This is a genomic window from Ornithinicoccus halotolerans, assembly GCF_009602535.1.
Lineage (GTDB): Bacteria > Actinomycetota > Actinomycetes > Actinomycetales > Dermatophilaceae > Ornithinicoccus > Ornithinicoccus halotolerans.
Map to the genome: position 1 here is coordinate 17,952 of NZ_WIQI01000007.1, position 13,077 is coordinate 31,028.

Annotated in this window: 11 protein-coding genes and 1 pseudogene; 4 read left to right on the top strand and 8 right to left on the bottom strand. The window is 70.9% G+C overall.

Annotation, left to right across the window (positions count from 1 at the left end; genetic code table 11):
- Nucleotides 1-15: 15 nt before the first annotated feature.
- From GFJ45_RS02965 to GFJ45_RS02985, 5 genes are read right to left on the bottom strand one after another with little or no spacing between them, the layout of a single operon-like run.
- Complete coding sequence (locus GFJ45_RS02965; protein WP_153393990.1) at nucleotides 16-816, bottom strand: creatininase family protein; 801 nt, start codon at nucleotides 814-816, stop codon at nucleotides 16-18.
- The gene (locus GFJ45_RS02970; protein WP_153393992.1) at nucleotides 813-1,925 is read right to left on the bottom strand and encodes an aminotransferase class V-fold PLP-dependent enzyme; all 1,113 of its coding nucleotides are present in this window, start codon (nucleotides 1,923-1,925) and stop codon (nucleotides 813-815) included. The genes GFJ45_RS02965 and GFJ45_RS02970 overlap by 4 nt, the downstream gene beginning before the upstream one ends.
- Nucleotides 1,918-3,192, bottom strand: a complete 1,275-nt coding sequence (locus GFJ45_RS02975; protein ID WP_153393994.1) for a TRAP transporter large permease — start codon at nucleotides 3,190-3,192, stop codon at nucleotides 1,918-1,920. The genes GFJ45_RS02970 and GFJ45_RS02975 overlap by 8 nt, the downstream gene beginning before the upstream one ends.
- Entirely contained in the window at nucleotides 3,189-3,731 is a 543-nt protein-coding gene (locus GFJ45_RS02980; RefSeq protein WP_153393996.1) for a TRAP transporter small permease, read from the bottom strand. The genes GFJ45_RS02975 and GFJ45_RS02980 overlap by 4 nt, the downstream gene beginning before the upstream one ends.
- A gap of 54 nt (nucleotides 3,732-3,785) precedes the next feature.
- Nucleotides 3,786-4,850, bottom strand: coding sequence for a TRAP transporter substrate-binding protein (locus tag GFJ45_RS02985; protein ID WP_153393998.1), 1,065 nt, complete (start codon nucleotides 4,848-4,850; stop codon nucleotides 3,786-3,788).
- A 340-nt stretch (nucleotides 4,851-5,190) separates the two neighbouring features.
- Between GFJ45_RS02985 and GFJ45_RS02990 the strand changes: the two genes are divergently transcribed.
- Genes GFJ45_RS02990 through GFJ45_RS03005 form a run of 4 tightly spaced genes read left to right on the top strand, consistent with a single transcriptional unit; the run spans nucleotide 5,191 to nucleotide 8,798 of the window.
- Complete coding sequence (locus GFJ45_RS02990; protein WP_194288485.1) at nucleotides 5,191-6,369, top strand: M20 family metallopeptidase; 1,179 nt, start codon at nucleotides 5,191-5,193, stop codon at nucleotides 6,367-6,369.
- Nucleotides 6,366-7,085 (top strand): GntR family transcriptional regulator, encoded by a 720-nt coding sequence (locus GFJ45_RS02995; RefSeq protein ID WP_153394001.1) that lies wholly within the window; start codon nucleotides 6,366-6,368, stop codon nucleotides 7,083-7,085. The genes GFJ45_RS02990 and GFJ45_RS02995 overlap by 4 nt, the downstream gene beginning before the upstream one ends.
- 56 nt (nucleotides 7,086-7,141) lie before the next feature.
- Complete coding sequence (locus GFJ45_RS03000; RefSeq protein WP_153394003.1) at nucleotides 7,142-7,519, top strand: RidA family protein; 378 nt, start codon at nucleotides 7,142-7,144, stop codon at nucleotides 7,517-7,519.
- 31 nt (nucleotides 7,520-7,550) lie between these two features.
- The gene (locus GFJ45_RS03005; protein WP_153394005.1) at nucleotides 7,551-8,798 is read left to right on the top strand and encodes an amino acid deaminase; all 1,248 of its coding nucleotides are present in this window, start codon (nucleotides 7,551-7,553) and stop codon (nucleotides 8,796-8,798) included.
- Nucleotides 8,799-8,931: 133 nt separating this feature from the next.
- Here GFJ45_RS03005 and GFJ45_RS16655 read toward each other — a convergent pair.
- The 3 genes and pseudogenes from GFJ45_RS16655 to GFJ45_RS03020 form a co-directional block, all read right to left on the bottom strand.
- Nucleotides 8,932-9,096: pseudogene (locus GFJ45_RS16655) on the bottom strand (IS3 family transposase); the annotation flags it as partial.
- 432 nt (nucleotides 9,097-9,528) lie between these two features.
- Nucleotides 9,529-10,119, bottom strand: coding sequence for a DUF1294 domain-containing protein (locus tag GFJ45_RS03015; protein ID WP_153394009.1), 591 nt, complete (start codon nucleotides 10,117-10,119; stop codon nucleotides 9,529-9,531).
- Between the two features lie 104 nt (nucleotides 10,120-10,223).
- Nucleotides 10,224-13,067, bottom strand: coding sequence for an FAD-binding and (Fe-S)-binding domain-containing protein (locus tag GFJ45_RS03020; RefSeq protein WP_153394011.1), 2,844 nt, complete (start codon nucleotides 13,065-13,067; stop codon nucleotides 10,224-10,226).
- Between the last annotated feature and the right edge of the window lie 10 nt (nucleotides 13,068-13,077).

The following is a 13,077-nucleotide window of genomic DNA, read 5'->3' on the forward strand; positions in this document are numbered from 1 at the left end:
CGGCGGGAGCGGCCGCTACTCCCCCGCCGCGGGAGCAGCCGGGTCCGGACGGGAAGCCCGCGGGATCCGGTCGATGACCTCACCGACCCGCTCCACCGCGGCCAGGAACAGCCGGCGGCCGGCCTCAGCGGACTGCAGGCCTGGCTCACCCACCACCCCGCTGGAGTCCAGCTCCTCGAACCGCCGGGGCCTCTCCACCTTGTCGGTGGAGTAGAGGAACGGGGCAGGCCACACACCGCGCGCGCCAGGCCCCGGGATCGCCTCGGCCCGCAGCAGCCCTGGCCACAGGTGCGCGACGACGGAGGTCTCCAGCGCGCACGCGTGGCCCACGGCGGTCTCGTGGCGAGGGAACACCTCGCGCACCACGTCGGCGATGTGCTCGAAGTACGACAGCGCCCACGCCCGCGTGTTGGTCTCCACCAGCTCTTGGAGCGCGACCGTGAGGGGGCCCCTGTTCCCGCCGTGCCCGTTGATGAGCACCGGCACGTCGCCGTGCCTGGCGACCGACGTCACGACGTCGGCGACGAGGGCCAGGTACGTGGACGGGCGCAGGCTGACGGTGCCGGCGAAGCTCATGTGGTGGCCGGAGACGCCGAACGGCACCGGCTCGAGCACCAGGACGTCTGCCCGGGACGTCGCCACCTCCGTCGCGACGGCGGTGGCGATCCAGATGTCGGTGCCGACGGGAAGGTGCGGCCCGTGCTGCTCGACCGCGCCGACTGGCACGAGGACCACCCGGCTCTCCGCGGCGTGCTCGGTGGAGGTCAGCGCGGCGTAGCGCGAGCCGGTGTCGGCGCCGCGACCCAGGTCACTCACCCGGCCCGGTCCCGATGCGTGACCAGGACGTCGACGACCTTCGCCACCGTCTCGGGCGCGACGTAGAGGTGGAAGCCCAGTCGCAGGAACCCCAGCCGGACCGACGCTCGGATCCCCGCGCTGTCCAGCTCGGCGAGCACCTGCTCACCACGCTCCACCGGCACCGAGACGACGGGGCTCGGTAGGTCGCCGCGGGTGACCGGGAACCCGGCCTCCGCGAGCCGGTCCCGCAGCTCCTCGGCCAGGCCGAGGGTGTGCCGCTCGCGGTCGGCCAGGCTCGTGCCGCCGAGCAGCTCCAGGCTCTCGCGGGCCCCGACCCAGCTGAACCAGGCCGGGGACTGGTCCAGCCCCGATGCTCCCGGCTTGGGCAGGACCGGCGGCCCGTAGGTTCCCGCGTCGGCCGTGTCCGCCATCCCGTAGGGGCTGGGGAAGGCCGGCGCAGCGGTGACCAGGTCCGGGCGGATGATGCCGTAGGCAGCTCCGCGGGGGCCTAGCAGCCCCTTGTACCCGGCGAACACCACCGCGGCGGGCTGGTTGGCAGGAACTCCGAGACCGACGACTCCCGCGGACTGGGTGGCGTCGATGACCAGCTCGGTCCCGACCGCGTGGCAGGCCCCGAGCAGCGAGCCGAGGTCGACGCGTGCCCCGTCGTGGGAGCTGACCGAGGAGACCACGACGGCGGAGACGTCAGCGTCGAGGGCGGCGGCGAAGGTCGCACTCGTGTAGGGCCCCTCGACCCACCGCACCCGGTCCTCCCCGAAGGCCTGCAGCGCCGGTAGCAGCAGGGATCGGAACTCGGTGCGGTGCGCCACCAGCGTCCCACCGCGGGCCGCGAGTGCGGTCGCCACGTAGGACACGGCCGGGACCACGGAGGGCAGCAGGGCGACGTCGGTCTTGGACACGCCCGTCTGCCCGGCCATCAGGGTGCGGCACCGGGCGTGCACCTCGTCCCACTCCTCGAAGTGGGCCGTTGCCGTCGACCAGCGTCGCAGCGCCTCCTCCACGGCGGCGACGGTCCGGCGTGGTGGGACGCCGACCGACGGGGTGTTGAGGTACCCGCCTGCCGCCGCTGGGAACTCTGCGCTGATCCGTCCGATGACATCACCCATCAAGCAGCCCCGGTATCCACAGCGTCAGGCCAGGGACGAAGGTCAGCAGGAAGACGACCGCGGCACCGACCAGGAAGTACGGGATCAGGTCGCGGATGGTCTCCTCCATGCTGATCTTGGCCAGGTGGCAGGAGATGAACAAGGTGGTCCCGATGGGCGGCGTGAACAGCCCGAGCGCCAGGGCACACAGCATGACGATCCCGAAGTGCAACGGGTCCATGCCGATGTCGGTGGCGATGGGGAAGAAGATCGGGATGAAGATGAACAGGTTGGGCACCAGGTCCATCACCGCGCCGGCCACCAGGAGGACGAGGACGAGCGCGAGCTTGATGCTCCAGTCGGCCAGGCCCATCCCCAGCAGCGCGTCCGAGAGCAGCTGCGGGACCCGCTCGGCGATGAGGACGTAACTGAAGATCGTCGAGGTGCAGACGATGAGCATGATGATCGTCGTGCCGTAGGCGGCCTCCTTCAGCGCCCGGACCGCGCCCCGGAAGCTCAGCGTCCGGTACACCATGAAGGCGACGACGAAGGCGTACACGGCGGCTAGCGCCGCCGACTCCGTCGGTGTCGCCACGCCCGCCACGATCGCGTAGATGAGCATGATGGGCAGCAACAGGGCCCAGAAGGCTCCGCGAACGCCCTTCACGAACTCCCCGAGCGAAGGTCGCTCCCCACGCGGGTAGCCCCGACGGATGGAGATCACGATGGTGAGCGCCAGGTAGGAGAGCCCGATGAGGATGCCCGGGATGATGCCTGCGAGGAACATGCTCGCCACCGACAGGTCCGCCAGCCACGCGATGATGATCATCGTGCTGCTCGGCGGGATGATGATTCCCACGACCGAGCTCGAGGCGTTGATCGCAGCCGAGAAGGAGGAGCTGTAGCCCTTCCGCTTCATCTCCGGGATGAGCACGCTGCCCACGGAGGAGGCGTCCGCGACCGAGGAGCCGGAGACACCAGCCATACCCATGCTGGTGACGACCGAGACGCAGCCCAACCCGCCGGGCAGCTGGCGCACCGAGGCGTGCACGACGTTGATGATCCGCTGGGCGATCTGACCCTCGACCATGAGGTTGCCCATGAGGATGAAGAACGGGACCGCCAGGAACGCGAACGACTGGGTGTTGGAGAGGAACCGCTGCGCGACGATCTCGAGGGTGATGCCCTCCACGAGGATGTACATCAGCGCCGAGGCGCCCATCGCGAAGGCCACTGGCATGCCGAGCGCCACCAGGGCGAAGAAGGCGAAGATCATCGCCCAGATCATTCGATGCCTCCCACTCTGTCCTGCTGGTCTGCCAGGCTCTCCTCCTGCGCGTCCTTCTTGGCCAGGTGTGGGAAGAAGAGCTCAAGCACGATCTGCAGGAACAGCACGAGGGTGATGCCCGCGAACGCCACCGCGACCGAGCCGTTCAGCCACGCCGTGGAGATCTGCAGGACCGGCATCTTCTGGTCCGCGACGGCCATGGCCAGGATGATGCTCGAGTAGGTCATGAAGCACGCGAAGACGAGCATCAGCACCTTCACGGCCACCGAGCTCACGCGCTGCAGCGAGGCCGGCAGCCGGCCGCGGAAGTAGGTGACGGCGATGTTGTCCTGGTGGTGCGTGACCGAGATCGCCGCGAGGAAGACCAGCCATGCGAACAGCAGGCCAGACCGCTCGCTGGTCGACCGGATCGGCAGCTCGAAGAAGTACCGGCTCACGATCCCGACCGTCACGACGACGGTGAGGACGGCCATGAGCACCCCGGCGAGCAGAGCGAGGCTGTCGACGGCCCGGTCGACCAGCCGCTGCACTCTCTCCATGCGTCCTGCTTCTCCTCAGATGACCCAGTGGGGCGCGTGCAGGCGGTCGCTGGCTCAGCTGTTCTCGGCCCGGTACTCCTCGATGAAGTCACGCGTCTTCTGGATGGTCTCCGGCGGGATGAGCTGCTCGAACTCCGCGAAGGCGGGCTCGACCGCCTGGCGGAAGGCATCGAGGTCGGGGTCGGTGGTGATCTCCTCGAACTCGCCCTCGAGGGTGGTCAGCATCTCCTCCTCGTTGGCCTGCGTGGTCTCCCGGCTGGCCTTCTGCGCCTCGTCCGCCGCCGTCTGCACAGCCTCCTGCAGCTCGGGGCTCAGGCTGTCCCACAGCTCCGGATTCATGATGAAGTTGACGTGGTAGTAGAAGACATTCATCAAGGTCAGGTAGTCCTGCACCTCGTGGAACTTGGTCTCGTAGATCGCGTCCAGAGGGTTGAACTGTCCGTCCACAACGCCCTGCTGCAGGGCCGGGTAGACCTCGGTGAACGGCATCGTGCTGACGCTGGCGCCGAGAGCCTCGAAGGTCGCCACGGACGTGGGCTCCTCGGGGCTGCGCATCGTGACCCCCTGGAAGTCCTCCGGGGTCGTGATCGGGCGCACGTTGTTGGTCACCTGGGCGAACCCGAGGTCGTGGTGGGAGAGCACCTTGTACCCCTGCTCCTCGGCGAGGGCCTTCCATTCGTCGCCGATCGGGCCGTCGAGGACCGCGTAGGCCTCGTCGAACGTCTCCACCATGAACGGCAGCGCGAGCGTGGCGTACTCGGGCACGATGTTCTGCATGCTGCCGCCGCCGGCCATCTGCAGGTCCAGGCTGCCGGTCTTGATGCCGTTCAGCATCTCCTGCTCACTGCCGAGGGCCTCCGCGGGGAAGATCTCCACGGTGATCTGGCCGTCGCTCTCCTCCTCGACGACCTCCTTGAACCGCTCGGCGGCGATGTGCCGCACCGACCCCTCGTTGGTGTTGAACCCCAACCGCCAGCTGTACTCCTCACCACCGCCGCCGTCGGTGCTGCCCGCCCCGTCGCCGGAGCCGCCACCGCAGGCGGCAACGGCCATCAGGGTGGACGAGAGGCCGGCAACGCCGAGAATGCGGGTGACCCTGCGGCTGCTGAGGTGAGACATGGTTCCTCCGTAGGCAACGTCAGTTGGTCGCAGCCTGTGCGAGCCGCGAACGGAACACCGTGTCCAGAGACAAACACAAGGTCTAGTCCTGGTCAATGCATTGACCCGACTTTTCTGCATCGCCGGCCACGCATCTACCGGGAGCGTAGAAGGCTGAACTCAACGGTGTGCGGAATCGACCCGAGGTATCACCGCAGGCCACTAGCGCGTCAGGTGTTGCTGAACCCAACAGTCGTGGGATCGCGCGCGTTACGGGGTCTTGCGAGCAGGCCTCGACGCTGGCTAGCGTCTTGTCTAGACACCGTGCCCGGGGATGCACCGCAATCAAGGGAGTCGGATCGTGGACGTGCTTGAGCTCACCCGCGCCCTGGTGGCGATCGACTCCCAGAACCCTGGGGTGGGTGAGAAGGAGATCGTCGGCTACCTGCGCGAACTGTGCGAGGGCCTGGGCCTTCCCTGCCGCGTGGTCGAGGCGGTGGAGAACCGGCCCAACCTGATAGTCACGGTCGAGGGCGGCCCGGGGCCACACCTCGGACTCTCGGGCCACCTGGACACCAAGCCGGTCGGTGACGCCCGTGCCGAGTGGCACACGGACCCCTTCGTACTCACGGTGGTCGGTGACGAGGCGTTCGGCCTGGGCTCCTCGGACATGAAGGGCGGGGTAGCGGCGATGTTGCTGGCCCTGCAACGGTTCGCCGCACACCCCTCGTCCGGAAGCCTCTCCCTCATCCTCACCGCCGACGAGGAGCAGGGCTCCGGAGCGGGCGCGCGCGTCCTCGCCGAGGCGGGCCTGCCGCCGGTCGACGCGATCGTCATCGGCGAGCCGAGCGGGGTGAGCCTGCCCTGGGAGGCGCTGCACCTGGTCTCCCGGGGCATCTGCTGCTTCGAGATCGACGTCTGGACCGCCCAGGGCCACAGCGGCCTGTCCTCCACCCTCGGCCGGAACGCCGTGCTCGTCGGCGCGGACCTGCTGCGGGCCTTCGAGTCCTTCCGCCCGACCGTGTCCGAGCCCGGCGACGTGCCCTGCGAGGTCACCGTCAACCCGGGCATGCTGATCGACGGAGGAGTGGCCTTCGGGACCTGGCCGGGGCACTGCACGGTGGGAGTGGAGCTGCGGCTGGTGCCCGGCATGGACCGCGAGGTGGTCCGGGCAGAGATCCAGCAGCTGGTCGACCACACCCTCGGTGAGGGCGCCCGGGCGGAGGTCCGCTACCGGTCCGGCTCGCTGGGCTGGATGCCGGCCGTGGGTCTTGACCCCGTCGAGCCGGTGGTGGCCGCCAGCCAGCGTGCCGCCGCCACGGTGCTGGGCCACGAGCTGGGCGTCGGCGCCTATCCCGGTGGCACGGACGCCACCTACTTCATGGCCGACGCGGGGATCCCCACGGTGACCAGCCTGGGCCCCGGCTGGCTGAGCGTCGCGCACGGACCGAACGAGAAGGTGGGTGTCAGCCAGCTGTACCAGGCGGTGGACCTGTACGAGGCGCTCGCCACGGAGTACACGGGGCAGCCCGCGTCGTGAACGCTGGGTCGGTCCCCAAGTACGCGGCGATCGCCGCGGACCTCCGTGAGCGGTACCAGTCCCTTCCCGCGGGCACCCGCCTGCCCAACGAGAAGGAGCTCGCCGAGGAGTTCGGTGTGAGCAGGATGACCGTCCGCCAGGCGCTGCAGCTGCTGGCCGAGCAGATGCAGGTCGTCCGCATCCGCGGACGCGGGACCTTCGTCCAGGACCTGGTGGTCGCCAAGGACCAGGCCCTCACCTCCTTCACCGAGGACATGGTCGCGCGGGGGGTGTCGCCGGTGACCCGCCTGGTCGCGCTGGAGGAGATGGACATCCCCGGGGACCTCGCCGCCGAGCTGCTCGCCCCGCCCCGCACGCGGGTGGTGCGGGTGGAGCGGCTGCGCTTCGCCGGTGACGAGCCGATCTGCCACGAGACCGTCCACATTCCCCTCACCCTTGCCTCGTCCCTGTCGGCGCGGGCGTACGAGACGTCCCTGCACGATGCCCTTCGCAGCATCGGCAGGGGCCCCGTCTCCGCCACCCGCCGCACCGCCGCGGTGGCCATCTCCGCGGCCGTCGCGCGCTTGTTCGGCCTGCCCCAGGGCTCCCCCGCGCTGCGCGTCAGGCACACTTTCCAGGACGTCAACGGCTCGCCGCTGTACCGTGCGGACTCTCACTACCGGGCGGACCGGTACGAGATCGTCACCCAGGTGCGTCGACGGGACCACCCATGCTGACCGCACCCCGCGGCAGCGACCGACCATGGCAGCACGCACACCCTCCAGGAGGAACCATGCCCAAGAAGGCGCTCACCGCTCCGGACCTGCCCGCGCCCGCAGGCCCCTACAGCCACGTGGTCGAGGCCGCGGGCGTCGTGTACACCGCCGGCTTCGGGCCCCAGGACCCGGAGACCGGCGCGGTGCCCGAGGGCATCGCCGCGCAGACCGAGCAGGTGCTGAGCAACCTGGCCAAGGCGCTGGACGCCGTGGGGCTGACCCTCGACGACGTCGTGAAGACCACCGTGCACCTGGAGCGCCTGGACCGGGACTTCGCGGAGTACAACCGGGTCTACCAGGAGCACTTCCGCGAGCCCTACCCGGTGCGGACGACGGTGGGCAGCACCCTGGCCAACATCCTGGTCGAGGTCGACGCCGTCGCGGTCCGGACCTGACCTCCCGCCGGGCATCGTCGAGGCGATCCAGATGGCTGAGCTGACGGAGACACCGTGGGGCCCCGCGACCGTGTCGACGCGGACCGCGCCTCCCGCAGGGACGCCCCTGCTGGGGGGCGCCGTCCCCTCCCCCGTCATGGCGCTGCGCGGGAGCGCGCTGCGGCACAACATCGACACCATGGCCCAGTACTGCCGGGACCACGGGGTCGCCCTGGCGCCGCACGGCAAGACGACGATGTCACCCCAGCTGTTCCGGGCCCAGCTGGACGCCGGGTGCTGGGGCATCACCGCCGCGACCGGGGCGCACGTGCGCACCTACCGGCAGTTCGGGGTCTCGCGGATCTTCCTGGGGAACGCCCTGGTTGATCCTGCGGCCATCCGCTACATCGCGGCTGAGCTCGCCGCCGACCGCAGTTTCGAGTTCGTCTGCTACGTCGACTCGGTCGCCGGGGTCGAGCTGCTGGACCGGGAGCTGGCCGACTCCGCCGCGGACGGCCTGCCGATGGACGTGGTCGTCGAGCTCGGTGTGCCGGGCGGGCGCACCGGGTGCCGGACGATCGCCGAGGCGCTGGCGGTCGCCGGGGCCGCCGACAGCTCCTCCCGGCTGCGGCTGATCGGCCTGGCCGGGTACGAGGGTGCGATCGGTGCCGACCGCTCCCCCGCCACCCTGACGGCGATGCGCAGCTACTGCGCCGACCTCCGCGAGCTCGCCGAACAGCTGGAGGCGGCCGGACTGCTCAGCCAGGAGCGCGCGCCGCTGCTGAGCGCCGGCGGCAGCATGTTCTACGACGCCGTGGTGGAGGCCCTCGCCGGCGCGACGATCGGGGACAGGTCGGCGCAGGTGCTGCTCCGTAGCGGCGCCTACGTCTCCCACGACGAGGGCATCTACCAGCGAGTCTCACCCTTCGAGCAGCCAGGCTCGCAGTACCGGTTCCAGCCAGCCCTGCGGCTCTGGGGACGGGTGCTGTCCCGGCCCGAGCCCGGGCTGGCCGTCGTCGACTTCGGACGGCGCGACGCCCCCTACGACCAGGACCTCCCAGTCCCTGTGGAGACCCGCTCCGCCGACGGCTCCGACCCCCAGCCAGCTGCCGACCTCACCGTCACCGCCCTCAACGACCAGCACGCGTTCGTGCGCCTCCCCGACTCCCGGGAGCTGCCGGTCGGGAGCTGGCTGGGCTGTGGCGTCTCCCACCCGTGCACGACCTTCGACAAGTGGCGCTACATGCCCGTCGTGGACGAGGAGAACGTCGTCGTCGGAGGCATCGACACCTACTTCTAACCAGCTGTCGAAGGCCAGGAAGTCGACCACGGCCGGCCTTCTTCAGCACGGCGCAGATCGGGCTCGACCCCGACCTCGCGCCCATCGACCACGTCGTGGCGATGGGCGTCGACATAGACCACTACCTGCTGGTGGGGCAGTCGAGCTCCGCCGCGAAGAAAGCCGAGTCCGTCTGCAGGATGTGGTTGGCTCGTCGCAACTCGCGGTTCTCCTGCTCGAGCTGGGCGATCCGCTCGGCCTCGGTGGTCGTGGTGCCCGCACGAACACCGCCATCGATCTCGGCCTGCCGGACCAGACCAGTACCGCGGGGTCTCGCGATGGATGCCGAGCTGCTCGGCCACACGCGCGATCGCGCCCACCTTGGTCGCAAGTCCTGCCGCAGCTCGACCGACATCCGGGTGGCCCGCTCACGCAGCTCGTCAGGGTACTTCCTGGGTGCTGCCATGACTCTCATCCTCCATCGGTTGAGAGCCTCCACTAGACCCGGGGCGATTCACGCCCTCGGCGGCCAGTCTCGGCTCAAGCGGGGAGGACAGCCTCAGGCGCGACGGAATCTGAGCACGGCATGCAGGAGCGCGTTGGCGGCGTGCTTACGCTCTCCACGTGCTGGTCGTGCCTGATGGCACCGTGCTGGGGAGGCAGAGCATCGCGGTCGGTGCCAGATGCGACATGTTCGGATGCGCCGTGTCCAGCGCCCCTAGCGGCGTCGGCACACGGACAGTCGCGAGGCTCAACTCGGCGTCACGGGAAGTCCGAGCATCAACCACGTAAAGGCGGCGCAGTTGGCCAGTACTGTCACCCAGAAGACGGTCCGGAAAGGCTGCTTGGTCGTCTTATGGCGGAAGGCATGCCGCGCGACCAGCCCACCCGGCCAGCCGCCCAGCAGGTCTAGGGCATGGAGGGTGGACTCCGGTACCCGCCGCTGGCCGCGTCGGGCGGCGGCCTTGTCGGCCCGGTAGAGCCCGAATGAGGCCGCGCTGAGGACGAGGTAGGCCGCGAGGAACACGGTAGGCACGAAGCCCAGCACCACGAGCGCTGCCACGAGGCCGAGAAAGAAGGTCGCCGCGCTGGCCACGGCGCCCAGCCCCCTCCCGGTCCGAGGCCGCGCTTGCCTGACGCCCACGTAGCGGACCTCGCTCGCCCGCGGCCGGCTCCGACCGTCCCGGCTCTGCACGTAGCTCACGCGCTCGTCGGTGACGGGCCGTTGTCCGCGCGGGAACGCGCTGATGTGGACGAAGATGCGCTGCCCCCCGCCCTCCGGCGCGATGAAACCGAAGCCGCGGGCATCGTTCCAGTCCTGCACTCTGCCTTGCTGGCGCATCCCGCCCCTCCCTTGTTCGCAACCCAGTGCCGTTGAAGGTATCCGAGGCCGACAGACCGAGAACCCACCTAGGCGGCCACTCAACCGGGCCGCTCGGGCAGCGACTACGGGACGGTCGCCGCGGCGAGCACCTCCAGCACGTGCTGGTAGGACCGGCCGGTGGCGCGGGTCATGCCCAGCTCGCAGGTGCGGTTGCTGGAGACGTAGGCGGCGTACTCGCGCTCGGCCACCTCCGCCGCCTCAGGCCCCGTAGCGGCGGCGGTCAGCTCCGGGTGCAGCAGGCCGCGGTCGCCGGCGAACCCGCAGCAGCCCCACTGCGTCGGCACCACCACGTCCTCGCTGACGTGTCGCGCCACGGCGACCAGGGCGTCCGTCGAGCCCAGGTGCTGGGTGGAGCAGGTCGGGTGCACCACCACCGACTCGACCGGGCGTGACACCGGCAGCCGCTCCAGCAGCTCCTCGGCGACCCACCGCACCGCGTCGACCACCCGCAGCTGGGCGTACTCCTCCGACGCCCGGGCCATCTCGGCCAGCCCCTCGGCGCAGGAAGAGGCCTCGCACACCACCGGCAGCTGGCCGCGCTCGGTGGCCTCCCACAGCGCCGGCAGCACCCGTGCCGCCATCGCCTGGTACCCGCTCCGGTGCCCCTTGGACTTCCACGGCGTGCCGCAGCACAGGCTCCCGATGCCCTCCGGACTCCGAAGCGTCACCCCGGCGCGCTGTGCCAGCGTCGGCAGAGCCGACCCTGCGCCCTCGCTGGCAGTCTCCTCCTCCGGGCCGAACATAGCGCCCACACAGGCGGCGAAGTGCACCGCCGCCGGTGCCTCGGACTCCAGCAGCACCCGGCGCCGCCCGCCAGCGGGCAGCCGCCGGTCGTACTGCGGCAGGTGCTCGTGGTCGACCACCTTCCGGCCCGCCTCGGTGGCCGCCTCCGGCAGCCGCCCGGGCAGTGCCTTGGCCACGGTCAGCCCGGCCGAGGCCGCCAGCGGGACCGCGCGCCATACCGACGCAGCCGCCCGCCACCCGGCCTCCTCCAGCCGCCCGGACTGCTCGCCCCGCAGCCGGCGGGTGAGGTCACCGGTGTCGATGTTGACCGGGCAGGCGATCCCGCACATCCCGTCGACCGCGCAGGTGTCGGTGCCGGCGTACTCGTACTGCTCCTCCAGCTCCTCGGCCAGCGCGGTGTCGCCGCGCAGCCGCGCCGCCCGCATCTCCCGCCGGGCGACGATCCGCTGCCGCGGTGTGGTGGTGAGGTCGCGGGAGGGGCACACCGGCTCGCAGTAGCCGCACTCCACGCACCGGTCGACCTCCTCCTCCACCTCGGGCGTGGTCTTGAGGTGCCGCAGGTAGGAGCCCGGGTCGTCCGACAGCACCGAGTCGGGGTTGAGCAGCCCGCGCGGGTCGATGAGCCGCTTGGTCTCCCACATGACCTCGTACAGCTCGTCGCCGTACTGCCGCCGCACGAACGGCGCCATGATCCGGCCGGTGCCGTGCTCGGCCTTCAGCGACCCGCCCCGCCCGAGCACCAGGTCGACCATGTCCTCGGTGAACGCCTCGTAGCGGCGCATCGCCGCTGGCTCCTCGAACCGCTCGTTGAGCATGAAGTGCAGGTTGCCGTCGCGGGCGTGGCCGAAGATGACCGACTCGTCGTAGCGGTGCCGCGCGAACAGCTCGGTCAGCTCCCGGCAGGTCTCCCCCAGCTCCTCGACGGAGACGACCACGTCCTCGAGCAGCGCGTTGGTGCCCTGTGGGCGGGCCCCGGCCACCGCGCTGTAGAGGCCCTTGCGCACCCGCCACAGCGCCGCCCGCTCGGCGGCGTCGCTGGTGAGCCGGTACGGCGCGCTCACCGGCAGGTCGGCCAGCTCGGCGCCCGCGGCGCGGACCGCCTGGTCCAGCTCCTCGGCGGTGTCGGCCTGCCACTCCACCAGCACCGCGGCGTGGTCGACCACCTGCAGGTCCCGGATCACCGCCGGGCTCAGCGGGTCCTGGCCCGAGACCCGCAGCGACGCCGCGTCCAGCAGCTCGGCGGTGGCCGTGCCCGCGCCGACCAGCTGGGGCACCGAGGCGGTGGCCCGGCCGACGTCGTCGAAGACCAGCAGCCCGGTGGCCACCTGCGGGTGCACCGGCACGGTCCGGAAGGTCGCCGAGGCGACGAAGCCCAGCGTCCCCTCGCTGCCGATCATCAGGTGCACCAGGATGTCGACCGGGTCGTCGAAGTCCAGGTAGGCGTTCACGCCGTAGCCCATGGTGTTCTTCAGCGCGAACAGCCGGCGGATGGTGGCCACCGACTCGGCGTCGCCGCGCACCCGGTCCCGCAGCCGCAGCAGGCCGGCGTGCAGCTGCGGCTCCAGCGCCCGCAGCCGTGCGTCGGCGTCGGGAGCGGCCGAGTCGAGGACGGTGCCAGAGGGCAGCACCAGCACCATCGACTCCAGCGTCGAGTAGGTGTTGAACCGGGTGCCGCAGTGCATGCCCGAGGAGTTGTTGGCCACGACGCCGCCGACGGTGCAGGCGGACTCGCTGGCCGGGTCCGGCCCGAGCTTGGTGCCGTAGCGGCGCAGCCTCGCGTTGACCGCCGCGACCGTGGTCCCGGGCTGCACCCGCACCCGCGCGCCGTCGTCGAGCACCTCGACGCCCCGGAACCCGCGGCGGGTGTCGACGAGCAGGGCGTCGGTCACCGCCTGGCCGGACAGGCTGGTCCCTCCCGACCGGAAGGTCAGCGGCGTCCCGGCGCGGTCGCAGGCGGCCATCACGGCCGCGACCTGGCCGGCGTCGGCGGGCCGGGCGACCAGCTGCGGGATCAGCAGGTAGTGGGAGGCGTCGTGGGCCAGCGCGTACCGGTCTAGCGCCCGGCTGCTCACCCCGGCGGGACCGAGCCGGTCGACGAGGTCGGCCTCCAAGGCGGCGGTGCCGACGAGGCTCGACTGGCTGCTCCGGACGGCGTCGCTCATGACGCCAGAC

Excerpts from the sequence above, each read along its gene's own strand:
- GFJ45_RS02970 (WP_153393992.1), bottom strand. The coding sequence starts at position 1,925 with ATGGGTGATGTCATCGGACGGATCAGCGCAGAGTTCCCAGCGGCGGCA.
- GFJ45_RS02975 (WP_153393994.1), bottom strand. The coding sequence starts at position 3,192 with ATGATCTGGGCGATGATCTTCGCCTTCTTCGCCCTGGTGGCGCTCGGC.
- GFJ45_RS02980 (WP_153393996.1), bottom strand. The coding sequence starts at position 3,731 with ATGGAGAGAGTGCAGCGGCTGGTCGACCGGGCCGTCGACAGCCTCGCT.
- GFJ45_RS02985 (WP_153393998.1), bottom strand. The coding sequence starts at position 4,850 with ATGTCTCACCTCAGCAGCCGCAGGGTCACCCGCATTCTCGGCGTTGCC.
- GFJ45_RS03000 (WP_153394003.1), top strand. The coding sequence starts at position 7,142 with ATGCCCAAGAAGGCGCTCACCGCTCCGGACCTGCCCGCGCCCGCAGGC.
- GFJ45_RS03005 (WP_153394005.1), top strand. The coding sequence starts at position 7,551 with ATGGCTGAGCTGACGGAGACACCGTGGGGCCCCGCGACCGTGTCGACG.
- GFJ45_RS03015 (WP_153394009.1), bottom strand. The coding sequence starts at position 10,119 with ATGCGCCAGCAAGGCAGAGTGCAGGACTGGAACGATGCCCGCGGCTTC.
- GFJ45_RS03020 (WP_153394011.1), bottom strand. The coding sequence starts at position 13,067 with ATGAGCGACGCCGTCCGGAGCAGCCAGTCGAGCCTCGTCGGCACCGCC.